This is a genomic window from Pseudomonas lyxosi, from assembly GCF_047758685.1.
GTDB lineage: Bacteria > Pseudomonadota > Gammaproteobacteria > Pseudomonadales > Pseudomonadaceae > Aquipseudomonas > Aquipseudomonas lyxosi.
Genome location: NZ_CP180481.1, coordinates 4,841,974 through 4,867,586, shown reverse-complemented (window position 1 = coordinate 4,867,586; position 25,613 = coordinate 4,841,974). Strand labels below are relative to the sequence as shown.

General features: G+C 59.8%; 21 protein-coding genes and 1 tRNA gene. 12 read left to right on the top strand and 10 right to left on the bottom strand.

All coding sequences use genetic code 11. The features are described from left to right. Positions 1–34: 34 nt before the first annotated feature. A complete protein-coding gene (locus tag ACMXYI_RS22330) occupies positions 35–1,378 on the bottom strand; it encodes a cation:proton antiporter (RefSeq protein WP_415769110.1) in 1,344 nt (447 codons plus the stop codon). 46 nt (positions 1,379–1,424) lie between these two features. Then, the gene (locus ACMXYI_RS22325; RefSeq protein ID WP_415774010.1) at positions 1,425–1,715 is read right to left on the bottom strand and encodes a hypothetical protein; all 291 of its coding nucleotides are present in this window, start codon (positions 1,713–1,715) and stop codon (positions 1,425–1,427) included. A gap of 30 nt (positions 1,716–1,745) precedes the next feature. On the opposite strand from ACMXYI_RS22325, the gene ACMXYI_RS22320 reads away from it, so the two are divergent. From ACMXYI_RS22320 to ACMXYI_RS22310, 3 genes are read left to right on the top strand one after another with little or no spacing between them, the layout of a single operon-like run. Beyond that, entirely contained in the window at positions 1,746–2,267 is a 522-nt protein-coding gene (locus tag ACMXYI_RS22320; protein WP_415769109.1) for a CinA family protein, read from the top strand. Beyond that, positions 2,257–2,907 carry a hypothetical protein gene (locus ACMXYI_RS22315; protein WP_415769108.1) on the top strand — a complete coding sequence of 217 codons (651 nt, stop codon included), beginning with the start codon at positions 2,257–2,259 and terminating at the stop codon, positions 2,905–2,907. Before ACMXYI_RS22320 ends, ACMXYI_RS22315 begins: the two co-directional genes overlap by 11 nt. Further along, positions 2,810–3,232, top strand: coding sequence for a DUF421 domain-containing protein (locus tag ACMXYI_RS22310; protein WP_415769107.1), 423 nt, complete (start codon positions 2,810–2,812; stop codon positions 3,230–3,232). The genes ACMXYI_RS22315 and ACMXYI_RS22310 overlap by 98 nt, the downstream gene beginning before the upstream one ends. Positions 3,233–3,277: 45 nt before the next feature. On the opposite strand, the gene ACMXYI_RS22305 is transcribed toward ACMXYI_RS22310, so the two are convergent. Then, positions 3,278–4,135: an SDR family oxidoreductase gene (locus tag ACMXYI_RS22305; protein WP_415769106.1), complete on the bottom strand. Its 858-nt coding sequence runs from the start codon at positions 4,133–4,135 to the stop codon at positions 3,278–3,280. A 129-nt stretch (positions 4,136–4,264) separates the two neighbouring features. After that, the gene (locus ACMXYI_RS22300) at positions 4,265–5,419 is read right to left on the bottom strand and encodes a MalY/PatB family protein (protein ID WP_415769105.1); all 1,155 of its coding nucleotides are present in this window, start codon (positions 5,417–5,419) and stop codon (positions 4,265–4,267) included. A gap of 220 nt (positions 5,420–5,639) precedes the next feature. On the opposite strand from ACMXYI_RS22300, the gene fdnG reads away from it, so the two are divergent. The 7 genes from fdnG to ACMXYI_RS22265 all read left to right on the top strand — a co-directional run bounded on the left by fdnG (position 5,640) and on the right by ACMXYI_RS22265 (position 14,716). After that, positions 5,640–8,705 (top strand): formate dehydrogenase-N subunit alpha, encoded by a 3,066-nt coding sequence (gene fdnG / locus ACMXYI_RS22295; RefSeq protein WP_415769104.1) that lies wholly within the window; start codon positions 5,640–5,642, stop codon positions 8,703–8,705. Then, the gene (gene fdxH, locus ACMXYI_RS22290) at positions 8,706–9,641 is read left to right on the top strand and encodes a formate dehydrogenase subunit beta (protein ID WP_415769103.1); all 936 of its coding nucleotides are present in this window, start codon (positions 8,706–8,708) and stop codon (positions 9,639–9,641) included. After that, positions 9,638–10,291 (top strand): formate dehydrogenase subunit gamma, encoded by a 654-nt coding sequence (locus tag ACMXYI_RS22285; RefSeq protein WP_415769102.1) that lies wholly within the window; start codon positions 9,638–9,640, stop codon positions 10,289–10,291. The genes fdxH and ACMXYI_RS22285 overlap by 4 nt, the downstream gene beginning before the upstream one ends. A gap of 4 nt (positions 10,292–10,295) precedes the next feature. Further along, a complete protein-coding gene (fdhE, locus tag ACMXYI_RS22280) occupies positions 10,296–11,222 on the top strand; it encodes a formate dehydrogenase accessory protein FdhE (protein WP_415769101.1) in 927 nt (308 codons plus the stop codon). 63 nt (positions 11,223–11,285) lie between these two features. Next, positions 11,286–12,710: an L-seryl-tRNA(Sec) selenium transferase gene (gene selA, locus ACMXYI_RS22275; protein WP_415769100.1), complete on the top strand. Its 1,425-nt coding sequence runs from the start codon at positions 11,286–11,288 to the stop codon at positions 12,708–12,710. Then, the gene (gene selB, locus ACMXYI_RS22270) at positions 12,707–14,614 is read left to right on the top strand and encodes a selenocysteine-specific translation elongation factor (protein WP_415769099.1); all 1,908 of its coding nucleotides are present in this window, start codon (positions 12,707–12,709) and stop codon (positions 14,612–14,614) included. The genes selA and selB overlap by 4 nt, the downstream gene beginning before the upstream one ends. A 6-nt stretch (positions 14,615–14,620) precedes the next feature. Then, positions 14,621–14,716, top strand: a tRNA-Sec gene (locus tag ACMXYI_RS22265). A 7-nt stretch (positions 14,717–14,723) separates the two neighbouring features. Here the strand turns inward: ACMXYI_RS22265 and ACMXYI_RS22260 are convergent. The 5 genes from ACMXYI_RS22260 to phbB all read right to left on the bottom strand — a co-directional run bounded on the left by ACMXYI_RS22260 (position 14,724) and on the right by phbB (position 20,702). Then, positions 14,724–16,064, bottom strand: coding sequence for an OprD family porin (locus ACMXYI_RS22260; protein ID WP_415769098.1), 1,341 nt, complete (start codon positions 16,062–16,064; stop codon positions 14,724–14,726). A 63-nt stretch (positions 16,065–16,127) separates the two neighbouring features. Continuing rightward, positions 16,128–16,781: a hydrolase gene (locus ACMXYI_RS22255; RefSeq protein ID WP_033054906.1), complete on the bottom strand. Its 654-nt coding sequence runs from the start codon at positions 16,779–16,781 to the stop codon at positions 16,128–16,130. Between the two features lie 137 nt (positions 16,782–16,918). Continuing rightward, positions 16,919–18,622, bottom strand: a complete 1,704-nt coding sequence (gene phaC / locus ACMXYI_RS22250) for a class I poly(R)-hydroxyalkanoic acid synthase (RefSeq protein WP_415769097.1) — start codon at positions 18,620–18,622, stop codon at positions 16,919–16,921. 97 nt (positions 18,623–18,719) lie between these two features. Continuing rightward, entirely contained in the window at positions 18,720–19,898 is a 1,179-nt protein-coding gene (locus tag ACMXYI_RS22245) for an acetyl-CoA C-acetyltransferase (protein ID WP_415769096.1), read from the bottom strand. Between the two features lie 57 nt (positions 19,899–19,955). Next, positions 19,956–20,702 (bottom strand): acetoacetyl-CoA reductase, encoded by a 747-nt coding sequence (phbB, locus tag ACMXYI_RS22240; protein WP_415769095.1) that lies wholly within the window; start codon positions 20,700–20,702, stop codon positions 19,956–19,958. A gap of 469 nt (positions 20,703–21,171) precedes the next feature. Here phbB and ACMXYI_RS22235 point away from each other — a divergent pair, with 469 nt between their 5' ends. Beyond that, positions 21,172–22,209, top strand: a complete 1,038-nt coding sequence (locus tag ACMXYI_RS22235) for an AraC family transcriptional regulator (RefSeq protein WP_415769094.1) — start codon at positions 21,172–21,174, stop codon at positions 22,207–22,209. A 24-nt stretch (positions 22,210–22,233) separates the two neighbouring features. On the opposite strand, the gene ACMXYI_RS22230 is transcribed toward ACMXYI_RS22235, so the two are convergent. Continuing rightward, positions 22,234–24,771, bottom strand: coding sequence for a DUF3141 domain-containing protein (locus ACMXYI_RS22230; protein WP_415769093.1), 2,538 nt, complete (start codon positions 24,769–24,771; stop codon positions 22,234–22,236). A gap of 255 nt (positions 24,772–25,026) precedes the next feature. Between ACMXYI_RS22230 and phaP the strand changes: the two genes are divergently transcribed. After that, positions 25,027–25,596 carry a TIGR01841 family phasin gene (gene phaP, locus ACMXYI_RS22225; protein WP_415769092.1) on the top strand — a complete coding sequence of 190 codons (570 nt, stop codon included), beginning with the start codon at positions 25,027–25,029 and terminating at the stop codon, positions 25,594–25,596. Positions 25,597–25,613: the final 17 nt, after the last annotated feature.

Genomic DNA, 25,613 nt, shown 5'->3' with positions numbered 1-25,613 from the left:
CGATAATTCGGACCCTGAACGCGCATACATCAAATCAAATATCCCGTTTTTTATGCTGTTCATATCGAGCCAGCATCGGTTGGGTGCTGATCCCGTGAATGAGGATGCTTAGCGCGACCACGCACAAGGTCAGATCCATGCAGAGCGTTGCAATCGACGGGGCCAGCCCGTGGTTCAGGGCATAAAACAGGTAATACAGACTGCCGATACCGCGTATGCCGAACCAGCCAATCAACATTCGCTGGTGGCCGTTGAGCAAACTGCCCCAAGGCATGGCGACGACGCTCAAGGGGCGTATCAGGCAAAACAACACGCCAGCGATTGGCAACGCACGCCAGTCCCAGTGAGCTATCAGCACCACGCCGAGCAGCGTCACCAGAAATACCTCCATGGCCCGTTCCACCAGGCTGCCGAAGGCGAGCATGTCGCCCATCATGATGCCCGCTGCCACCTGAGTGTCTTCCAGGCTTGCGGTATCACCATGAACGGCATCTTGTGGCTCGACGCTCTGATGACCCACAACCGGCTGAACCAGATGCTCGGCGGGAAGCTCGTCCTCGCCCGTGGATTTGACTTCTTCTTGGCGCAAACCCAGGCCGGCGGCGAACACCGACAGAAAACCGTAACCGTGAATCGACTCGGCCCCGACATACGCCAGGGCAATCAAGGCGAGGGCGAGGTAATCATTTGGGGAAAGGGTGCTGTCGTCATTTTTGATGCGCATCAACAAGGTCAGGCGACCAATACCGCGTCCCATCCAGTAGCCGGTGAGCAAACCGGCCGGGACAGCCCACAACAGACTGCGCAGCACCCAGTCGCTCAGCCAGCCGGGGTTGCCGTCGTGTTGCACCAGCAGCAGGCCAAGGATGACAAACGGGAAGGCGATCCCATCATTGAGCCCGGCTTCACCCGACAACCCGAAACGCACGCTGTCATCATCCCGGGCGTCGTTGACTTGCACCAGGGCGGCGAGCACCGGGTCGGTGGGCGCCAGAATCGAGCCAACCAACACGGAGGCACCCCAGGGCAATTCGAAGCCGTAATGCAGCAACAGGCTGACACCGGCAATGGTCAGCGCCATGACCGGGCCGGCCAGGCCGCAGGCAATGCGCCAGTTTTTGTCCCTGAGCGGCAAGCGCAACTTCAAACCACAGACAAACAACGAAAACAGCACCGCGACTTCCGTCAGATGCTCCATCCAGGTGGACGCATCATCGGTGTCCAGTTTCAACAGCCCGAACCCCGCGGGCCCGATCGCCACACCCAGCACCAGGCACACCGCCGACGTAGTCACCGGCATCCAGCGCAGGTACGACGACGTCAGTGCCAGCGTCAGCAGCACGGCACCCAGCACCGCCACCCATAAAATGAAACTCATGTTCGGTACTCGTCGGGTGCGTGCCGCGATGTAGAGCCGTTGGCGATCAACCGACGGTCGCGCGCAGGTATTCAGGCGTCAATACGTTGAACCATAGCAGGATCATTGAGACCAGGAGGGTAACCAGCACCAGCAATCCGACGCCCCAGACGCAAACGGCATTCAACAGGCCTTGTTCCTTGCGCTCATGCATGAAGGTCGGCAAGCCGACAAGCAGCAGAAAGTGGAATAGGCCTCTAAGCGTATGGAGGGGTGAGTTTTGACAGGGGTTCACTTTTTTATCTCCTGAGCCGAGCGTGGTCCGATAGAGGGAATGTTTGGAGACGGCGAAGGTCAACCGAGCAGCTCTCTGTCTGGATGATTTGCCATGAGCATCAGCCAAACCGTGGTCGAGTATTTGCGTGAAAACGACCTGCTGTTGACCACCGCAGAGTCTTGTACGGCCGGAAAAATCGTCACGCTGCTGGCTGAGGTCCCGCACAGCGGAGAACTGATCGAAAGCGGCTATGTGGTTTATTCCCCCGAGGCGAAGCAACGGTTGCTCAACGTCAGCCCCGAGACGATCGAAAGGTTCAACCTCACCAGTTGCGAAGTCGCTCGGGAAATGGCGTTGGGTGCGCTGCGCGACAGCACGGCCAATGTCGCCGTGGCGACCACCGGCATCCTCGGCCCGGAAGACGTCGATGGCATTCCGGCCGGCACCATTTGTTTCGCCTGGGCCTATCAGACCAGGCAGGGGCGATGTGTCTTCAGCCGACAACTGCGGTTTTCCGGTACACGCAGTGAGGTTCAGTTATTGGCCGCGGAGCACGCGTTGAAGTTGCTGCCGCATTTCCATCAACGGGCATTGGCCGGTGAGCAAGGGCAGGGCACACTCGATGAACGATGAATCCGGCCATACCGATTACCACAGCCGCGACTATCCCGTACGCGAAGACATGGCGCATCAGCTCAAGGTCTGGCGATTCGAGCGTTGGGGCTGGTTCATCCTGGTGCTGTTGGTATTACTGGCGCTGCTTGGTCTGTTTTCACGCGGGCCGCTGAGCAGCCGGGACGTTCACGGCGACGATGGCAAGGTCCGGGTGCAATACGAAATGTTCCACCGCCACGGATCGTCCAACCCGATGCAGATCAGCGTAAGCGGTGCGCCCAATGCCACGATTGAGCTGGAACTGAGCGGGGCGCTGCTGGACGGTTTCAACATAGAAACCCTGCAACCGCAACCCCTGCGCGCCATCAGTGCTGGGCAGGGCATGAAGATGTGGGTGCAAACCGACGCTCAGGGCCAGGCAAACCTTTATCTGACGTTGCGCGGCGATGGGCTGGGACTGTTTCGCAGCCGCATTGCATCGCCCGGCGCCATGCCCGTGAACCTGGATCAATTCATTTTCCCTTATGTGACCTATGGACTCGGTATTGCGCGCGGCCGCGATGTATCTGGCGCTGATGGTTCTGTTCAAGATCGCCGGTCGACGCTCTTTGGCGGAGTTGACGACATTCGATTTTTTACTGTTGATGATCATCGGTGAGGCGACGCAACAGGCGTTGCTGGGCGATGACTTTTCCCTGACCAATTCGATGCTGGTGATCGTCACGCTGATTGTCATCGACGTCGGCCTGTCGCTGCTCAAACAGCGCTCGCAATGGGTATCGCAGTTGATTGATGGTGGGCCGACGATCATCGTCGAGAACGGCAAGGTGCTGCACAAACGCCTGCGCCACGCGCGATTGATCGAGGCCGACATCATGGAGGCCGCACGCTCGAGTCAGGGCATCGAAACCCTTGAGCAAATCAAGTTCGCGATCCTTGAGCGCAACGGCAAGATATCGGTGATTGCTCAAGAGTCGTCGTGAAGCCGCTGCCGAATCCGAGCCTTCGGCAGCGGCTTCAGTTCTGGCTTAAAGCATCGGCTTGCCACCGGTGATTCCATAGCGCTGCCCCGTGATGTAACTGGCCTCATCCGACGCCAGCAACACATAAATCGGCGCCACTTCCACCGGTTGACCCGGCCGTCCAAGCGGGGTTTGACCGCCGAAGTTCTGAACCTCTTCATCCGGCATGGTCGAGACAATCAGCGGCGTCCAGATCGGCCCCGGTGCAACGCAGTTCACCCGAATGTTCTTCGGCCCCAGCATCTGCCCCAGGCCAGCGGTGAAGTTGGCAATCGCACCCTTGGTCGTGGCGTAAGGCAGGAGAGTGGGTTTGGGCATGTCCGAATTGACCGAACTGGTGTTTATGATCGAACTGCCGGGTTTCATGTGCTTCAACGCGGCCTGACAGAGCCTGAAAATGGCGGTGATGTTGACGTCGAAGGTCATCACCCATTCTTCGTCCGGGATGTCCTCGAAGTGTTCGTGGGTCATCTGGAACGCGGCGTTGTTGACCAGCACATCGATGCGGCCGAAGCGTTCGACCGTCTTGTCCACCAGGGCCTGGCAGTGCGCTTTCTGCGCCAGGTCACCGGGCAGCAACAGGCACTGCCGGCCGGCCTGTTCGACCCAGCGTGCGGTTTCCTGCGCGTCTTCATGTTCATTGAGGTAGGCGACGGCGACATCCGCGCCTTCACGGGCGAAGGCGATCGCTACGGCGCGACCGATGCCACTGTCGGCGCCGGTGATCAGCGCGATCTTGCCGTCCAGTCGGCCTGAACCCTTGTAGCTTTGTTCGCCACAGTCGGGGTACGGGTCCATTTTCTTTTGGGAACCGGGGACGGGCTGGCTTTGTTTCGGGAAGGGTGGTTTTGGATAGGCAGTCATTGGGAAATCTCCGTTCGCAAGGCAGAAGAGTCAAAGGGTTGACCCTGGTGTTTTGCCTTGAGTTCGGTTGGATTTCAGGGGGGGGGGGCTGCGTGATCGTTCCCACGCTCTGCGTGGGAACGATCATCATCAGGCTTTGCGATTGAGCAAACTGCGCTCCATCCGCGCAATGCCTTCTTCCAGCAATGCCCGTGGGCAGCCGAAGTTCAGGCGCACGAATTGTTTGCTGTTATCGCCGAAATCCAGACCAGGGCTCAACCCGACCTTGGCTTGTTCAAGGAAAAACTGCTGAGGGTTATCCAGTCCCAGCGCCGAGCAATCAAGCCACGCCAGATACGTGCCTTGCGGGATATTCATGGTCACACCCGGCAGTCGTGTGTTGACCGCTTCCACCAGATAATTCCGATTGTTTTGCAGATACGCCTTCAACCCGGCCAGCCAAGGGCCGCCTTCGCTGTAGGCGACGCGAGTCGCTTCCATGCCCAACGGGTTGACGCTGTCGACCATGCCGCAGCGGGCGTGGTTGACCTTTGCACGCAACGCCGAGTCCTGAATGATCATGAAAGACGTCTTCAGACCGGCAATGTTGTAGGCCTTGCTCGCCGACATCAGCGTGATGGTGCGTTTGGCGATTTCCGGGCTCAGGGAAGCCGTTGGAATGTGCACCCGACCGTCGAAACACAGCTCGGCATGAATCTCGTCAGAGATGATCCAGGCGTCCTGCTCCAGGCAGATGTCGGCAACCGCTTGCAGTTCTTCCCGCGGGAAGACTTTGCCCACCGGGTTATGCGGGTTGCTCAGCAGCAGCGCACCGCCACCGGTCAGCGCCCGATTCAAGGCATCGAGTGGCGTGGCGTAAGTGCCGTCCGCCAACGCGTCGAATTCGAGTTCAACCTTGTTCAACCCCCAGTGACCCGGCGCATGACGCAGCGGCGGGTAGTTCGGAACCTGAACCACAACGTTCTGCTGCGGCTGGACGAGCGCATTCAGCGCCATGTTGAACCCCGACTCCACGCCCGGCAGGAAAATCAATTCCTCAGGCAATACGCGCCAGGCGTACTTGTTCCACAGGTCGGCGACGATGGCATTGCGCAAGTCATCCTGGGCCACGCTGTAGCCGAGCATCGGGTGTTCCAGACGTTTTTGCAGGGCCTGGATGATCACCGGCGGCGCGGAGAAGTCCATGTCGGCCACCCACATCGGCAACACGTCGGCCGGGTAACGGCTCCATTTGGTACTGCCGGTGTTGTGGCGGTCGAACACCTGATCAAAATCGAAAGTCATGCTCAGTCTCATAAAAAGCGTGGTTGAACGTGGGGCAATGATAATCGCCAGGTCGATCCGTGGCGACAGAATGAACCGCAACGCCGCCGACGGTCGGTTTTCGCACAACTTGCTGCTGCATTGTCTACAGTTTCAAGTGTCGGCAGCCAGACTGCCGCAACCGTGTTTGTCCAGAAAAACCCGGCAAAACTACCGGGTCTCCACCTGACAGGAGTGCACGATGGACCTCAACCGTCGTCAGTTCTTCAAGGTCGCTGGTATCGGCCTTGCGGGCTCGAGCCTCGGCGCGCTGGGCATGGCCCCCGCGACTGCCTTCGCCGAGCAGGTGCGCCACTTCAAGCTTGCCCACACCCATGAAACCCGCAACACCTGCCCGTACTGCTCGGTCGGCTGCGGCGTGATCATGTACAGCCAGGGCGATGCCGCCAAGAACGTCGCGCAAAACATCATCCACATCGAAGGCGATTCCGACCACCCGGTCAACCGCGGCACCCTGTGCCCCAAAGGCGCCGGCCTGCTGGACTTCATTCACAGCCCCGGCCGTCTGCAGTATCCACAGGTGCGCAAACCCGGCACCACCGAGTGGACGCGGATCTCCTGGGATGAAGCGCTCGATCGCGTCGCCGACCTGATGAAGGCCGACCGCGACGCCAACTTCATCGAGAAGAATACCCAGGGCCAAACGGTAAACCGCTGGCTGACCACCGGTTTCCTCGCGGCCTCGGCGGCGTCCAACGAAGCGGGTTACATCACCCACAAAGTCATTCGCAGTCTCGGCATGCTGGGGTTTGATAACCAGGCGCGTGTCTGACACGGCCCGACGGTGGCAAGTCTTGCCCCGACGTACGGCCGTGGTGCCATGACCAATACCTGGACCGATATCGGTAACGCGAATCTGATCCTGGTGATGGGCGGCAACGCAGCAGAAGCGCACCCGTGCGGCTTCAAATGGGTGACCGAAGCCAAGGCGCACAACAAGGCACGCTTGATCGTGGTCGATCCGCGTTTTACCCGGACCGCTTCGGTGGCCGACTATTACGCGCCGATTCGCACCGGCACCGACATCGCCTTCATGGGCGGGCTGATCAATTACCTGCTGACCGAAGACAAGATCCAGCACGAGTACGTGCGCAACTACACCGACGTGTCGTTCATCGTCAAAGCCGGTTATGGCTTCGAGGACGGAATCTTCAGCGGCTACGACGTGGCCAAACGCAGTTACACGGACAAGTCCGGCTGGGGTTATGAACTCGGTGATGACGGCTTCGTCAAGGTCGACCCGACCCTGCAAGATCCGCACTGCGTCTATCAGTTAATGAAGACCCATTACAGCCGTTACAACCCGGAACTGGCCAGCCAGATCTGTGGCATGCCCGTGGACGCGATGAAGAAGATCTGGGAAGAAATCGCCACCTGCTCGCAACCGGGCAAGACCATGACGATTCTCTACGCGCTGGGCTGGACGCAGCACTCGATCGGTTCGCAGATCATTCGCAGCGCGGCCATGGTGCAATTGCTGCTGGGCAACGTCGGCATGCCGGGCGGGGGCGTCAATGCCTTGCGCGGACACTCCAACATCCAGGGGCTGACCGACCTCGGTTTGCTGTCCAATTCGCTGCCGGGCTACCTGACCTTGCCGCAGGATGCGGAGCAGGATTACACCGCCTACATCACCAAGCGCACGCAAATGCCGTTGCGTCCGGGGCAGCTGTCCTACTGGCAGAACTACAGCAAATTCCACGTCAGCTTGATGAAAGCCTGGTACGGCACGAATGCCACGCTCGAAAACCGCTGGGCTTATGACTATCTGCCGAAACTCGACATCCCGAACTACGACATCCTGAAAGTGTTCGACCTGATGGGCCAGGGCAAGGTCAACGGCTATATGTGCCAGGGCTTCAACCCCATCGCCGCGTTGCCTGACAAAAACCGGGTGATGGCGGCGCTGGCCAAGCTGAAGTGGCTGGTGGTGATGGACCCGCTGTCCACCGAGACCTCGGAGTTCTGGCGCAATGTCGGGCCGTACAACGATGTCGAAACTGCCGGCATTCAGACCGAAGTGATTCGCCTGCCCACCACCTGTTTCGCCGAAGAAGACGGCTCGCTGGTCAACAGCAGCCGCTGGCTGCAATGGCACTGGAAAGGTGCCGACGGCCCTGGCGAAGCGCGCACTGATGTGCGGATCATGAGCGAGCTGTTCATCCGTTTGCGCCAGCGTTACCAGGCCAACGGCGGTGCTTATGCCGAGCCAATCCTCAAACTGTCCTGGCCCTACAAAATTGCCGAGGAGCCTTCGCCGGAAGAACTGGCCAAGGAAATCAACGGCTATGCCACCACCGACTTCACCGACGCTACCGGCGCGGCGATCAAGGGCAACGCGCAACTGGCCGGTTTCGGCCAGCTCAAGGACGACGGCAGCACGGCTTCCGGTTGCTGGATTTTCTGTGGCAGCTGGACTGAGGCGGGCAACCAGATGGCCCGGCGCGACAACAGCGATCCGTATGGCATGAAGCAACATCAGGGCTGGGCATGGGCCTGGCCGGCGAACCGACGGATTCTTTACAACCGCGCTTCGTGCGACCCGCAAGGCAAGCCGTGGGACGAGAAAAAACGCCTGGTGTGGTGGAACGGCAAAGTCTGGGGCGGCACCGATGTGCCGGACTTCAAGGCCGACTCGCCACCGGAAGCCGGGATGAATCCGTTCATCATGAATCCCGAAGGCGTGGCGCGATTCTTCGCGGTCGACAAGATGAACGAAGGGCCTTTCCCTGAGCATTACGAGCCGTTCGAAACGCCGATCGGCATCAACCCGCTGCACCCGGAAAACAAGAAAGCCACCAGCAACCCGGCGGCGCGGATCTTCGATTCGGTGTGGGATTCCTTAGGCGTGGCCAAGGACTATCCGTATGCCGCCACCAGCTACCGGCTGACCGAGCATTTCCACTTCTGGAGCAAGCATTGCAAGCTCAACGCGATTGCCCAACCCGAGCAGTTCGTCGAGATCGGTGAAGTGCTGGCCAAGGAGAAAGGCATCGTGGCCGGCGACCGGGTCCGTGTCAGTTCCAAGCGCGGGCATATAGAAGCAGTGGCGGTGGTGACCAAGCGGATTCGTCCGTTGCAGGTCAACAATCAGGTGGTGCACCAGATCGGTATCCCGCTGCACTGGGGTTTTACCGGCCTCACGCGTCACGGTTACCTGACCAACACCCTGGTGCCGTTCCTCGGCGATGGCAACACTCAGACCCCGGAATCCAAGTCATTCCTGGTCAACGTGGAGAAAGTCTAAATGGCCAGCCAAGACATCATCGCCCGTTCGGCCACCACGACCGTGCCGTCCTCGGTACGCAATCAAGAGGAAGTGGCCAAGCTGATCGACACCACCAAGTGCATCGGCTGCAAGGCCTGCCAAGTCGCCTGCTCGGAATGGAACGAGCTGCGCGACGATGTCGGCCACAACCTCGGCACTTACGACAACCCTCAAGACCTGAGCGCAGAAACCTGGACCTTGATGCGCTTCACCGAGCACGAAACCGACGCCGGCAATCTGGAGTGGCTGATTCGCAAGGACGGCTGCATGCACTGCGCCGAGCCCGGTTGCCTGGCGGCGTGCCCGAGCCCGGGGGCGATCATCAAGCATGCCAATGGCATCGTCGATTTCGACCAGGACCATTGCATCGGCTGCGGGTATTGCATCACCGGTTGCCCGTTCAATATCCCGCGAATCTCGCAAAAGGATCACAAGGCCTACAAATGCACGTTGTGCTCGGACCGGGTGGCGGTGGGGCTGGAGCCGGCCTGCGTAAAAACCTGCCCGACGGGCGCCATCGTTTTCGGCACCAAGGATGACATGAAAGAACACGCCGCCGAACGAATCGTCGACCTCAAGAGCCGCGGTTTCGACAACGCCGGGTTGTATGACCCCGAAGGCGTTGGCGGCACCCACGTCATGTACGTGCTACACCATGCCGACACACCCAGGTTGTATGCCGGGTTGCCGGATCACCCGGCGATCAGTCCGCTGGTGGACCTCTGGAAAGGCGTGAGCAAACCCTTGGGGTTGCTGGCCATGGGCTTGGCGGTGCTGGCCGGGTTCTTCCACTACGTGCGCATCGGGCCGCAGCTGGTCGAGGAGGACGAACACCCGAGCATCCCCGATCCCGCCGTGCATGAAATCGATCCATCGGTGCACACCTATGATCCGAAGGGGGAGGACAGGCCATGAACGACAAACCGATCCTTCGCTACACATCAAACCAGCGCACGAACCATTGGCTGGTGGCGATCTTTTTCTTCATGGCGGCACTGTCGGGGCTGGCGTTGTTCCACCCGGCACTGTTCTGGCTCAGCAATCTGTTTGGCGGTGGGCCGTGGACGCGCATCCTGCATCCGTTCATGGGCGTAGTGATGTTCGTGCTGTTCCTGGGATTGGTGATTCAATTCTTTCGGGCGAACTTCTTTATCAGCAACGACCGGTTGTGGCTGCGGCGAGTCGGGCGGGTGATCAAGAATGAGGAGGAGGGCGTGCCGCCCATCGGCAAGTACAACCCTGGACAGAAGCTGCTGTTCTGGACCTTGCTGATTTGCATGCTGGTGCTGTTGTTCAGCGGGCTGGTGATCTGGCGCGCGTACTTCAGCGAGTACTTCGGCATCACCAGCATTCGTTGGGCCATGCTGCTGCATGCGTTGGCGGGTTTCATTCTGGTGCTGAGCATCATTGTTCACATCTACGCCGGCATCTGGATCAAGGGTTCGGTCAGCGCCATGCTGCATGGCCGGGTCAGCCGCGCCTGGGCGAAAAAACACCATGAGCTCTGGTACCGCGAAGTGACCCGAGACGAGCACCCCGACCGGTCGATCAGCAAAAAAGGATAACCCCTTGGCGACGATTCTTGAGCCTGGCGAGATCGAAGCGGCGGCGAGTTCACCGCCGTTTCTGCACCTGCCTCCGAAAAACCTGTTCACCTTGCGCGCCTTGCGCCTGGAGCGTCTGTTCGACGGGCATCCACTGGCCAATTACCTGCGGCTGGTGACCGGCCTGTGCCACGTGCAGCAGGGTTTGATGGACGATCCGCCCGTGGCCGCCATGCCAGATGCCGAACGCCTGCGCGTGTGCCAGCAACACGGCTTGCCGCCGTTCGCCGCCGACAGTCTGGTGCGCGAGGACGATTGGCTGCCGTTCCTCGAAGCGCTGTTGCAGCGTTACCAGCCACCGCCGCAACCTGCCGTGGAAAAAGCCGTGGCGACCTTGCGCAGCGCCAAAGTCGGGCAACTCAAGGCCTGGGCGATTGCGCTGGTCAGCGGCCAGTTCACCCTGCTGCCCGCCGCCGTGGTGCCGTTTCTCGGCGCAGCGTTGCAAGTGGCCTGGAGTCATTGGCTGCTGAGTACACCGGACCTTGCGCTGAAACCCGGCGACAGTCTCAGTCAATGCCCGGCCTGCGGTTCGCCGGCCATGGCCGGGGTGATTCGCCATCGCGGCAAGTACAACGGCTTGCGGTATTTGGTGTGCTCGCTGTGTGCCTGCGAATGGCATGTGGTGCGGGTCAAATGCGTGTATTGCGAACAAAGCAAAGGCCTTGAATACGTCAGCCTCGATGACGACCGCTACGCCGCCAACCAGGCCCCGTTGCGCGCGGAAGTCTGTCCTGGCTGCCATTGCTACTTGAAACTGCTTTACCTGGAAAACGACGCCGAGGCCGAAGCGCTCTCGACGGACCTGACCAGCCTGCTGCTGGACATGCGCCTGGAGCAGGAAGGCTACCAGCGTCCGGCGCCTAATCTTCTGCTTGCACCCGGAGGTGACTGAGCTATCCCTTTGAGCTGAGCGGCTACACTCAGGCGCTACGGTCAACGTTTGCGGGAGCGCCTGATGTCTTCCAGATCCGCCAGCCAGGCTCTGCGGCTACCTTCCATCGACAGTCTGTTGCGCCATCCCGCCTGCCAACCGCTGGCAGAGCGATATGGGCGTGACGCGTTGCTGGCCAATTTGCGGCAATTGCTGGATGACTTGCGTGAACCGGTGCTTTCAGGGCAACTCAACGCCATTGAGATCACGCCTGAAGTGTTGGCGGGCAGGGCGGGCGAACGCTTGGCCACTCAGCATCGCAGCAACGTGCGCCGGGTATTCAACCTCACCGGCACGGTGCTGCACACCAATCTGGGGCGAGCGTTGTTGCCGGAGGAAGCCATCGAAGCGGTGCAGATGGCGGCCCGTTATCCACTCAATCTGGAATTCGACCTGCGCAGCGGCAAGCGCGGCGACCGTGACGACCTGATCGAAGGCCTGATCCGCGAGCTGACCGGCGCCGAGGCGGTGACGGTGGTCAACAACAACGCCGCCGCGGTGTTGCTGACGCTGAACAGCCTGGGCGCACGCAAGGAAGGCATCATTTCCCGGGGCGAACTGATCGAAATCGGTGGCGCGTTCCGCATTCCCGACATCATGGCCAGGGCCGGGGTCAGGCTCCACGAAGTCGGCACCACCAATCGCACCCATGCCCGCGATTACGAAGCGGCCATCGGCCCACGTAGCGGTTTGGTGATGCGCGTCCATGCCAGCAACTACAACATCGAAGGCTTCACCGCGCGGGTGCCGACCGCTGAGTTGGCGCAACTCGCGCATAAACACGGCTTGCCACTGCTTGAAGACCTGGGCAGCGGCAGCCTGCTGGACCTGACGCGCTGGGGCTTGCCCGCCGAGCCGACCGTGCGCCAGGCGCTGATCGATGGTGCCGACATCGTCACCTTCAGCGGCGACAAGTTACTGGGTGGCCCCCAGGCCGGGTTGATCGTCGGCCGCAAAGACCTGATCGCGAAGATCAAGAAGAATCCACTCAAGCGCGCCTTGCGGGTCGACAAACTGACCCTGGCCGCCCTCGAAGCGGTGTTGGGCCTGTACCGCGATCCTGATCGACTGGCCGAACGGCTGCCGAGTTTGCGCCTGCTGACCCGACCCCAGGCGGACATCCTCGCTCAGGCTGAGCGCCTGCAACCCTCGCTGGCCAAAGTCTTGGGCGACGGCTGGAGCGTCAGCGCAGTACCGGCGCTGAGCATGATCGGCAGCGGCAGCCAACCGGTGGCGCGATTGCCGAGTGCGGCTTTATGCCTGCGACCGAACGCGCCCAAACGTCTTCGCGGACGGCAGCTGCACGGGCTGGAAGCGGCCCTGCGTGCGTTGCCGATTCCGGTGCTCGGGCGCATTGATGACGATGCGCTGTGGCTGGATCTGCGGCAACTGGACGATGAGCCGGCGTGGCTGGCGCAACTCGATCAAATTGCAGGAGCCGCAGAGTGATCGTCGGCACCGCAGGGCATATCGACCACGGCAAGACAGCCTTGCTCCAGGCCCTGACCGGCCAGGTCGGCGACCGTCGCCGGGAAGAACGTGAACGCGGCATGACCATCGACCTCGGCTACCTGTACGCGGCGTTGGAACCGCAAGCGCCCCTGACCGGTTTTATCGATGTGCCCGGTCATGAGCGCTTCACCCACAACATGTTGGCGGGGGCTCAAGGCATTGATCTGGTGTTGCTGGTGGTCGCGGCCGACGACGGCGTCATGCCGCAGACCCGCGAGCACCTGGCCATCGTTGAACTGCTGGGCATCTCTCGGGCACTGGTGGCGATCAGCAAATGCGACCGGGTCGAACCGTCCAGAGTGGAAGCTGTTCGCGAACAGATACAGACATTACTGGCGCCGGGACCTTATGCCAACGCGCCGCTGATTGCGCTGTCGAGTGTGACTGGGGAGGGCATCGAGCCTCTGCGACAAGCCTTGCTCGAGGCGCAGCGTGAAGTCTTTCAACGCAGCACCATCGGCGGTTTTCGCCTGGCGATCGATCGTGCCTTCAGCGTGGCCGGCGTCGGTATCGTGGTGACCGGCACTGCGTTGTCTGGCGTGGTGGCGGTGGGCGATACGCTGATACTCGGCCCGCAGGGCAAACCCGTGCGTGTGCGCGGCCTGCATGCGCTGAATCGGGTCGCCGAAGTCGCAATGGCCGGACAGCGAGTGGCGTTGAACCTGAGTGCCGAACGCTTGGCTCTGGAGCAGATTCATCGCGGTCACTGGCTGCTGGCCGAGTGGCTGTACGCGCCGACCCAGCGAGTGGATGTCGACCTGCAATTGTTAGCCAGCGAACCCAAAGCTTTCGAGCACTTTCAACCCGTGCACGTTCACGTGGGGACTCAGGACGTGACTGGGCGGGTGGCGTTGCTGGAAGGCGCCCGCCTGGCGCCAGGTGAACGGATGTTCGCGCAACTGCTGCTGAATGCGCCGGTGCAGGTAGTGAAGGGCGATCCGTTGATCCTGCGTGACCAGAGCGCCCAACGCACCCTGGGCGGCGCGCGGGTGCTCGACCCGTTTGCACCGACCCGGCAACGGCGAAGTCCCGAGCGGCTGGCGCAGCTACACGCCCTCGCCACACGCAAAGAGTTGGAAGACTGCCTGCCGGCGTTATTGGCCAACAGCGACACCGGGCTCGATCCGCAGCGTCTGGAGCGTCAGTTCAACCGCCCCCGCAATACATGGGTTTTGCCCGATGACGTGCGCCTGATCGACACCCGCCAAGGTCCATTGCTGTTCAGTGCAACCCGCTGGGAAGCGCTGAAAGCCCCGTTGCTGGAACACCTCGCACGTTTTCATCAACTGGAACCGGATCAAATGGGCCCGGACCGGGATCGCCTGCGGCGGTTCACCGGCACAGCGCTGGAGCGTCCGACATTCATCAGTCTGCTCGACGAGTTACTCGCCAGCGGGGCCATTGTCGCCAGCGGGCCATGGCTGCATTTGCCCGATCATCAGGTGCGTTTGAGCGAAGACGACGAAGCCCTGTGGCAACACTTGCAACCGTTGTTCGAACAGGCTGGTTTTGATCCGCCTTGGGTGCGCGACCTTGACCATGACGAGGCGGCCGTGCGCTTGCTACTGTGCAAAATGGCGAGGCTGGGATTGGTGCATCAAGTCGTCCGTGACCTGTTCTACACCGACACGATGATCCGCCGATTGGCGGCTATGCTTGTGCAACTGGCCGCGCAAAACCCGGTGATTCAGGTCACGGCGTTTCGTGACACGGTGGGCCTGGGTCGCAAGCGCTGCATCCAGATTCTCGAATACTTCGACCGGATCGGCCTGACGCGACGGTTTGGCGACAAGCGCCATATCCGCCTCGACAATGCCTTGGCCCAACACACCGACCACTGACTTCAAGGAAGGCAATCGCGCCCGGTGGCGCGGCCGGGCTTCAAACCCGGTTGGGGACGGCATCCGTTCCCGGGCAGGTTCGACTCCGGCTGCCTTCCGCCATTTTTTGTCAGAGGTGCCCGAAGGTCAGCGGGTACTGGATAACGACGTAGATCCTGTCGATATCATCGCCGGCCTGTGCACTATTGGCCCGGTGCGACACATGGGACAGTTGCAGGGACAAGCCCTTGGCCGATCCGGATTGCACGATGTAGCGCAGGTCTATGTCCCGCTCCCAATGCCGCCCGCCGTCCCCTTGTTGAGGTACGTACTCACCGAGCGTCTCGTCGAACGGGTTGTAGGCTCCCCCCTTGGGCGCATGGGTGCCGTCGATCTGGTTTCCTTTCACATAACGGGTCATGAAGTTCAGCCCGGGAATCCCGTAGGGGCCCAGGTCGAGGTCGTAGCGTGCTTGCCAGGAACGTTCGCGGGCGCCGTTGAAGTCGGCGTACTTGATCGAGTTGGCGAGGTAGATGGAGTCGCCACCGACAAAATCGAAGGGCGTGTCGCCATTGATTTTCTGATAAGCCAGCGTAAACGCGTGAGCATCGTGAGTGTATTTGCCCGACAGGCTGAACGCCGTGTTGTCGATCGCGCCGGCCAGCGCCTGGCCGGTGTCCTGCGTGTGATAGACATTGGCGTCCAAGAACATGCCGGATTGTTTCAGGTGCAGGTTGCCGTAGTACTGATGCCAGGTGTCAGTCAGCTCGGAAGCGTAGAGCGCTCCTCCGACGGGACTCTGGGTGAACAGGTCAGCGCCGAGAAACGAGATGCCACCCGCCTCGGTGTTGACGCCGTAGCCGTAAAAGTCGTCCTTGCTTGAAGAACTGTCTTGGTTCTTGAACGCCGTGAAGTGACCGGCCACCAGATTCATACCGTCGATTTCACGGCTGTTGAGCAGAAAGCCCGTGGCGTACTCCGGTTGCAGGCGTTTGTCCGCGGTGTCGAACACCGGGGTTTCCACCATCATTTCACCGAAGGCCACTGTGGTTCGGGAGGCCCTGATTTTCAACGCCGCGCCGCCGCTGGAGTAGTTATCTTCACTGCGGCCATCAGCATCGACTGGAAGCAGTCCTGTCCCGGAATGGCCCTTGCCGCCATCGAGCTTCAGCCCCAGAAACCCATGGGCATCCAGGCCAAATCCAAATGTACCGGGTGTGAGTCCGGATTCAAAAGCACCGATAAAGCCTTGAGCCCATTCCTGTTTATAGTTTTTGCCCGCAGGCGAGGGTGACCGATAGTCACTGTTGAGGTAGAAATTCCGACTGAGCACCGACAACGATGCACCGTCCAGAAAGCCTTCGGGGTTTTGCGTCGATTCGTCAGCCAGAGCGGCCCCGGCCGAGTCCGCGAACAGCACCGACAACCAGAACGGCAGTGCGAGTTTCAGGTCTTGCGAGGAAAGCTTCATGGCTCATTCATCACGAGGACAGCGACTCCAGAATATCCGGAGTCGCTTGTTTTTAGACGACGCTTAGTGGCCTTCCGAGGCACCGAACATGGTCTTGGCATAGATCAGGCCCAGACCGTAGGCGCCACCATTGGCAATCGAGGTTTTCACGGTTTCCTCGTAAGTCTCGCTGCGAGCCCAGTCCCGCTGCAGTTCAAGCAGGTATTGCAACGAGGTCATAGGGCGAGCGCCGAGCTGGATCATGCGTTGCATGGCCATTTCATGGGCTTCGGTGGTGACGTCGCCGCAGGCATCGGCAATCACGTAGACCTCGAAACCCTGGTCGATCGCCGACAGCGCCGGGCCAACAATGCACACGGAAGTCCAAAGACCGGCCAGGACAATTTTCTGTTTGCCGGCAGCGTTGACCTCGACAGCTATGCGCTCGTCTTCCCAGGTGTTCATGCTGGTACGGTCAATGACGTTGTGTTCCGGGAACACTGACTTTATTTCGTCGAAGATCGGGCCGGAAAAGCTCTTCTCTGCAACGGTGGTCAGGATGGTCGAGACCTTGAAGCCGCGCGCAGCCTTGGCCACGAGTGCGGCGTTGTTGCGCAGGGTGACAGCGTCGATCGACTTGGTCGCAAAGGACATTTGCGACTGGTGATCGATCATGATCAGGGTGTGGTCGGTCGGGGTCAGCAGGGTTTTGCCGGGAACAGCTTTTGCGATGGCCATGACGATGTCCTTACGGTGAGTGAGGAGGACATGGTTACCGGGATTGCCGCGAGGATATTGAGCGTATGTGCTGTTTTTACGGGGATGAGTGAAGAGGGAGCCCCCGCGCCATAGTGGTTATCGCGCGGGGTTGTCGATCACTGCATCACATAACGCCCTGGTGCCGACTCAATCGCCGGGTATTGGGCGTTACCGGTGTGCAGCACCGAGGGCTGGCGTTCGCCAGACTGTTCAGCCAGCCAGACGAACCAGTCATTCCACCAGCTACCGGAATGTTGCTGGGCGTTCTTGAACCAGGTTTCAGGGTTTTTGGTGACCCGGTTGTTGGTCCAGTAGTGGCGTTTTTCCTTGGCCGGCGGGTTGATCACCCCGGCGATATGCCCTGATGCGCCCAATACAAAACGCTTGGTCCCGGAAAGCAACTCGGTGCTGGCGTAAGCGCTTCTCCACGGCACGATGTGATCGTCATGGGTGGCGAGGATGTACGCCGGAGCATCGATGGCGCGCAGGTCCAGCTTGACCCCGCAACAGTCCAGCTCACCGGATTTCAGGTCGTTCTGCAGGTAGGTGTGGCGCAGATACCAGCAGTACATCGGGCCCGGGAGGTTGGTGCTGTCGTTATTCCAGAACAGCAGGTCAAGGGGGATCGGTTTCTGACCCTTGAGGTATTTGTCGACGTTGTAGTTCCACCACAAGTCGTTGGGGCGCAGCAGCGAGAAGGTATTGCCCATGTCTTCGCCCTTGAACAGGCCGATCGGGCCATCCAGGCCGCCGATGGTGCGCTCGCGGTAGGCCACCAATTGCTCGTCGACGAAGATGTCGATAGGGCCGGTATCGAGGTAGTCGAGGAAGGTGGTCAACAGGCTCACGCTGCCGATCTCGCGGTCGCCGCGCGCCGCCAGGACCGCCAGAGCCGAACTCAACAAGGTGCCGCCGATGCAGAAGCCGACGCAATTGGGCCGTTGATCGCCGCTGATTTCACGGGTCACTTGCAGGCCTTTGATGATACCGGTTTCGATCAGGTCATCCCAGGTGGTGCCAGCGTGTGCCTGGTCGAAGTTGCGCCACGACATCAGAAACACCGGGTGCCCTTGTTTCAACAGATGGGCAACCATCGAGTTGTCCGGGCGCAGGTCGAGAATGTAGTACTTGTTGATTGACGGCGGCACGACAAATACCGGGCGCCGGTACTGGGTTTCGCTTTGCGGGTAATACTGGATGAGCTGGAAGAGTTCGTTCTCGAACACCACTTCGCCCGGAGTGTTGGCCAGATCGACACCGACTTTGAATGCACCGGCGTCGCACTGACGCATTTTGCCTTCTTGCAGGTCGCTGGCCAGGTGCAACAGGCCGGTGAGAAGGCTGCTTCCCTGGGTATCGACGACACGTTGCAGCGCATCGGGGTTGCTGGCCAGAAAATTACTCGGCGCCCCGGCGGCGATGGCTTGTTCCACCAGATAGAGCAGGCGCTGACGCGGCTTTTTGTCCGGAATCGCCAACTTGTCCAGCAGCTTCAGCAGAAACCCTGCGTTGAGCAGGTAAAACGCTGCGAGCGAGCCGAACAGTGGCTGGCTCCAGTTGCCGCTGGAAAAACGTCGATCGTCGAAGCTGAATGGCTGACCGGTCAGCAGTTGCTGGCCGAGTTCGCCCCATTGCTGTTGGTAGTCCGATTGAAGGCCGTCCAGGGTGCCGCGCGGCAGGTCAAACCACTCGTTGTATTCCTGGCCGGTGAACCACGGATTGCTACTGACCCAGAGTCGTAATTGTTGCACTGCAAAGGAGGCAATGAACGGAACCTGGCCTGACCAGAAGGTGTTGAAGGTATGCGCGTTATTGTCCATGGAACTCCTTGCCCACTTACGTAAACCGGGCAGAAAAAAAACCGCGGCGCCGGACTTCGGCGCCGCGTCAGCAACTTAAGCAAACACTCCTGTGTTTCTAGCGCTCGATGACCAGGCTGACGCCTTGGCCGCCACCGATGCACAACGTAGCCAAACCTTTTTTGCCATCGCGACGAATCAGCTCGTGCAACAGCGACACCAGAATCCGCGCACCCGATGCACCGATCGGATGACCGAGGGCAATCGCGCCGCCGTTGACGTTGACTTTGCTGGTGTCCCAACCCAGTTCCTTGCCGACTGCCAGTGATTGCGCGGCGAACGCTTCATTGGCTTCGATCAGGTCGAGGTCGTCCAGGCTCCAGCCGGCTTTGGTCAATGCCAAACGGGTGGCCGGTACCGGGCCGATGCCCATGATCGACGGGTCCACGCCAGCGCTGGCGTAAGCCTTGATGCGTGCCAGAACCGGCAAGCCGAGGGCCAGGGCCTTGGCGGCGCTGGCCAGCAACAGTACGGCGGCGCCGTCGTTGAGGGTGGATGAGTTACCGGCGGTCACGCTGCCGTTTTTCTGGAATGCGGGTTTGAGGTTGCCCAACGCCTGCAGCGTGCTGTCTGGACGCGGTTGTTCATCGGTGTCGAAGACCAGCGGCTCACCCTTGCGCTGAGGAATCAGGATCGGGGTGATTTCGCGCTTGAAGTAGCCCGCTTCGATGGCCGCAGCCGCTTTCTGTTGCGAGGCCGCGGCGAAAGCGTCCTGGTCTTCGCGACTCAGTTCGTACTTACTCGCCAGATTCTCGGCGGTGATGCCCATGTGGTAGTCGTTGAAGGCGTCCCACAAACCGTCCTGAATCACGCTGTCTTGCAGTTGCGCATGACCCAGACGCAAACCGGTGCGTGCCTTGGGCAGCACATACGGCGCCAGGCTCATGTTTTCCTGACCGCCGGCAATGATGAGTTCGGCGTCGCCGCAACGGATGGCCTGAACCGCCAGCTGGACAGCCTTGAGGCCCGAGCCGCAGACCTTGTTCAGGGTCAGGGCAGGGGTGGTATGGGGCAGGCCGGCCTTGATCGCCGTCTGGCGTGCCGGGTTTTGCCCCGAGCCTGCGGTGAGTACCTGGCCGAGGATCACTTCATCGATCTGCGAGCCGTCCAGACCGGTCTCTTCCAGCAAACGGCGAATGACCGCTGCGCCCAGCTCGGTGGCTGGAATCGCGGACAAGGCACCTTGAAAACTGCCAATGGCGGTACGAGTAGCGGCAACGATTACGACTTCGTTCATGCGTGACCTCATTAAGATTTTGTCGAGCGAAAGCAGGGCATCCATGCCCTGACAGGTCTACTGCATGTTCATGCCGCCGTTGACCGAGAAGTCGGCCCCGGTGCTATAGGCTGATTCATCGGAAGCCAGCCAGGCCACGATGGAGGCGATTTCTTCAGGTTGGCCGAGACGCCCGACCGGTGTGGCCGCGATCATGGTGTCGAGAATGTCCGGGCGGATGGCCGCGGTCATGCTGGTCTGGATGTAACCTGGGGAGACGGTGTTGACAGTCACGCCCTTGCCGGACACTTCCCGGGCCAGGGCCATGGTGAAGCCATGGATGCCGGCCTTGGCCGCGCTGTAGTTGGTCTGGCCGAACTGGCCGCGTTGACCGTTGATCGAGGAGATGTTGATGACCCGTCCCCAACCCTTGGCCAACATCCCTTCAATCACCTGTTTGGTGGTGTTGAACAGGCCGCTCAGGTTGGTGCCGATGACCGCGTTCCAGTCTTCGGGCGTCAGTTTGCGAAAGGAAGCATCACGCGTGATGCCGGCGTTGTTGACCAAGACATCGATCGGGCCGAATTCCTCTCGTGCCATCTCGAACGCTTTGCGCGTTGATTCCCAATCGGTAATGTCGCCATAGATGCATTCGAATTGATAACCCGCCTCCAGTTGGCTCGCCATCCATTCTTTCTTGCGGGCGGAGTCTGAGCTGCAGCCCACAATGACCTTGAATCCTTCCTTGTACAGGCGTTGGCTTATCGCAGTGCCAATCCCACCCATACCACCCGTGACCAACGCAATACGACCAAGCGACTTCATATGCTCTCTTCCTTTTTGTATTTTGCGCTGCAAGATGGGGGATTGTTCGGCATTGACGGGGTGTGCGGAAGTGTTGAGAGGTGACGGTCTGGTGTCCATCGGTGCCATGCACGAAATGAAACTGAACTTTCTGTCATCGCCTCGCTACGTTCATGTAGCAGCTGCCGAGCCTGCGAGGCTGCGTTCGAGCCGGGGTCGCGCTCGACCGAAGTCCTCGTGAATCCTGCATACGCGGTTTGCCTGAAAGATCGCAGTGTATGGTTTTACGACGGCTACGCCGCCGAACGCAGCCTCGCGCTGCTCGGCAGCTGCTACAGAGTGACGAATGGTCTGAAATAGTGGCTAAAAGTGAGAGTTACCTATACTGGGGTCAATATTGGTAACGGTACGATCCGTTAGTATTTGATTTATCGCAGATCAGTCATGGCTCCGGACAGGACGTTCGGTTCCACAGGTCATTGAGGACGCCATGTATAGAATGAGTTCAGGCTATGCCAGCGTGCTGGTAAATACGCTCTTGGCTCAAGGACTGGATGTTGCCAGTCTGTGTCAGGAGGCTGAACTAGACATGAAGCTCGCGGACAAACCAGGAGCGTTTTGCGAGCGAAGGGCTATCTATCGACTATGGGATCTGGCCGCTCAGGCCTCGGGTGATCCGGACATCGGCTTGAAGGCCTATGGAAGTTTCAACCCCGGCAGTTTTCAAATCGTCGGCTACACCATGATGTCCAGCCTGAATCTGAAAAAAGCCCTTGAACGACTGGTCCGTTTCAGTCCGTTGATCGGCACCGGATTCAGCCTTTTCTTTACATCGGAACAGCAGAATTACCGACTTTCCGGCCTCGATCATCAACAAAAAGGCTCGGTCAAACCTCGCCAATACACCGATGCAGCGCTGGCTTCATTGCTGGGTTTCTGCCGTACGCTGGCGGGCGGCAACGCACCGCACCCCTTGAGCGTGGGATTCACCTATCCCGAACCTGAAGACACCTGCGAGCATCGTCGGCTGTTTGGTTGCGACCTGCATTTCGACGCGCCTTACGACAGCATTTTGTTTGACGGTCAGGAACTGATGCGTCCGTTGAACATGGCCAATGAAGCGTTGGCGGTGATGCATGACAGTTTTGCCGAGGCTCAACTGGACCTGCTGTTTGGTTTTTGCATCGTCGGCAGGATTCGTGCGCTGATTACCGAACGTTTGAGTCAGGACCATGGACAGTGCGACATGGAGTCGATCGCGGCCGCATTGAACATCAGCAAGCGGACGCTGCAACGCGCGCTGGAAAAGGAAGGGACGCAATTCAAGGACGTGCAGAACGATGTGCGCCGGCAACTGGCGGATTTTTACCTGCGCCATTCTCACTTCAACATGAAACATGTCGCGTATCTCCTTGGTTTTCATGATCACAGCAGTTTCAACAAAGCCTGTAGCCGCTGGTTTGGCATGACACCCGGTCAGTATCGGGCCGATGAATCGTTTGAAATCGAGGAAGCCGCGCCGGTCTGACGCGGTCCTCGTCAGCGTTCAACGTTATTTCACCGGAGGTTTTTTCACGCCTTTCTTGCCCTTGGCAGGTTTGCGCACTGGACTCGCAACCTTGGCGACGGGGTCAGGGGTCACTGCGGTTTTTTCCTGCTTGATTGGCTCGGGGATTACCGCTGGGGTTTTCTGTTTGATTGGCTCAGGGGTTACCACCGGGACTTTTTGCTTGATCGGCTCAGGGGTTACCACCGGGACTTTTTGCTTGACCGGCTCTGGAGTTATCGCCGGGGCTTTCTCTTCGATGGCATCGGCTTCACCCGGTGGTTGGGTCAGGCTGAAACCCGGCAGTGGCACGTCGAGCAGCGTGTGCAGTTCACACCAGAATGGGTTGTCTGCGCCGCTGGTCAGCAGTTCAGGCAGCAAATTGGCGACGGCCGCGAGCACTTGCTGGCGTTCTTCGACCTCAACCAGCATCAAGGGCAGGCTGTGCAGGCTTTCTTGCGGATGGGTAGCGACCAGCAGTTTTTGCAGGCGCAGGGTTTCGCGCAAATCAAGCGGCTTGGCACTGTAGTCCTGAAGCAATACTTGCAGTTGCTGGATCAATTTTTCGACACTTTCCTTGCCCGACTCGTCGCTGTCGCGGCCCAGCAGGAACAGGATTCGTATCAAGGCTTCCATCAGGCCGCCAAGGGGCAGGGCATCCTGCAAGCGCTCGATCAAAACCTTGTCGTGCTGCTCGGCATGTTCCTGAAGATTTCGCCCGGGTGCATTGCCGGTGAGGTTGTTGAGTACGCCATACACGCCGTAGAAACACATTTCCTGAGCCGCATCGCGCAGATCCCGATAGCCGTTCAAGGCGTCCTGCACCTGGTTGGAAAACAGTTCCTGCCAGACCAGCAACGGGTTGGTCTGGCTGGCGGGGTGGCGATCCTTGCTCACTTGGGCGGCACTGCCTGCCAGCCACCACAGCGCCGGGTTCAAACTGCTCCAGGCCACTTGCTGCTGATGGAAAGGGTGCGCCCGGCGCAGCATTTCGGCGCTGGGTTCGTTGATCAACTGGCGCAACCACGGGCGTATGAATTCGTCGTACACACTGTTGTTGATATCGGACGCACGCTGGACCAGCGCAAATTCGCGATCGTCATCACGGGGCGGCTGCACCTGGCCATGGATGTCGGCGATACGCCGGCGTTCGAAACGCACGGCATACGGCGTCGCTGAATTCTCCGGCAGGTCTTCGATCAGCATTTCATACAGCCCGGCTGACAGCACATTGATCGCATCGACCGCACCGAGCAATTCACGGTGCTCACGCCGCGCCACTTCACCGGACACGAAGATGCCCAGGTGGCCGATGCTCGCGTGCCGCAGGTAAACGATGGTGCGTCCGGCATTCTGCAACGCGAGATCGCTTGGATAGACGTCGGTGATCCAGTCCAGTGCCTGCTGCGGGGAGGTGATGTTGTCGCCATACGAGCAGAACACCACCACCGGCACTTCGATCAGTTTGAGGTCAAGCCCGCTGCTCTTGCGACCGAGACCGCCGGACAGCCGATTGCCGATGAACAGATCGTCGACAATCATCTCGATCTCTTCGCCATTGAGCAGAGTCGGGCTACCCCACCAGCGTTCGAAATCCAGAAAGCGTGCGGCCTCGCTGTCGACTTCACTGAACAGGTGGTAGTACTTGCCCCAATAGGTGTTGGCCGGGTCCAGGTTTTCGAAATTGCTGACCAGCCAGGTGCCGTCGAAACGGTCATTGCCGAGGTCGCTCCCCAGACGCGCCATCCAGCCACCGCCCAGCAAACCGCCGGAATAGCGCATCGGATTGCGGCCATTGACACCGGCCCAGTACGACAACGGCGCACCGTTAACGATGATCAGCCCCGGCAGCTCCGGACGGGTGGCCGCGAGGCCCATTAACGCCCAGCCCGCCTGGCAGTTGCCGATTACCACGGGTTTGGTGCTGTCGGGATGTCGGGCGCTGACGACTTCGATGAACTTCGCCTGGGCTTCTGTGATATCGGCAAGGGTTTGCCCAGGGCGGGGCGAGTGACTGAAGGCGATGAAGTAGGTGGGGTGGCCGGCTCTCAGGCTCTCGCCGATGACCGAATCCTGTTTGAAACCGCCGATCCCCGAGCCGTGGCCGCCGCGTGGGTCAATGATGATCACCGGCTGTTTTTTGCTGTCGATCTGTTGTCCGGGGCCACCAAGGATTTGCAACAGCGAGTAATTGACCGGGCGGGGCAGGTCTTCACCGGCGACCAGCGTTTCATGATTGAACTTGAGCAGCAGCGGATACCCGGCGCGTTCGTGGGCCAGGGTGTTGTCGCCGCGCTGACGCAAGGTGTCCCAGAACAACACGCTGCGTTGGCCGAGGTCCGTGAAGTATTCCTGCCAGTCAGCCGGCGTTGGCTGTCGGAGTTGCCCAAGGCTTAAAGGCGCGAAGGTTTTTGCCTGGCGCTTCTGCACGGCGTCGAGGACGTTACGGGTATTGAGACGTTGCAGATGATTGAGGTGCTCGAACAAGCCGGCGGGTTCGGAGAACTCTTCATCTTGCAGCGCAATATTTAATTCCTGACCCATCGTGATCTCCTGACGCTGTATATGGGAACCGGCCCATCTGAACCCTTTAGTTAAAGAGGGCTAGCCCAGCCGTTCGATGAGCAGGAGTTTACAGCGAAGAAGGAGGGCTTTAGCAAAGGTTATTTTGCACCGCACAAAAATAGACGTTGCCAAATAGTTTTGTGCACTGCAATATCAAGGCTAACGCGATGACTGGCCGGATCGCTATCGCGTCCTCAGGTCCATCAGGACCTTCCAGTACCAGGAGATTCAAGCATGTCTTTTTTCAATTCGGAAAAACTGCAAACCGCTCAGAAAGCCAACCTCGATCTTTTGCAGCAAATCAGCGGCAAAGTCTTCGCCAGCGTTGAACAGCTCAGCCAGTTGCAGTTCAAGGCATTGCGTGACTCCACCGAAGAGCACTTCGAAGGTGTTCGCAAGCTGATGGCCGTCCGTGATCCACAAGGTTTCGCCGAGCTGCAGGCTTCTTTCACCCAGCCGAGCGCGCAGACCGAACGTCTGGCCGAGTTCAACCGTCAGGTTCAAGCGCTGATCGTGGGTACTCAGTCGGACATCGCCAAACTGACCTCGGGTCAGGTCGAAGCGGGCACCCAACAGGTGCAAGAGTTCGTTGAAGCCATCAGCAAGAATGCACCGGCCGGCTCCGAGCCTGTTGTGGCCGCGTTCAAGTCGAGCCTGGCGAATGCCGGCACTGTGTTCGAAAGCGCACAGAAAGCCGTAAAACAGGCTGCCGATGTGGCTCAGAGCAGTTTCGACGCAGCAACTGCCGCGGCGACCAAAGCGGCTCCAGAAGCAAGCGCCAAGGCTACCAGCGGTAACAAGTAAGTCACATCAAGTAAGCG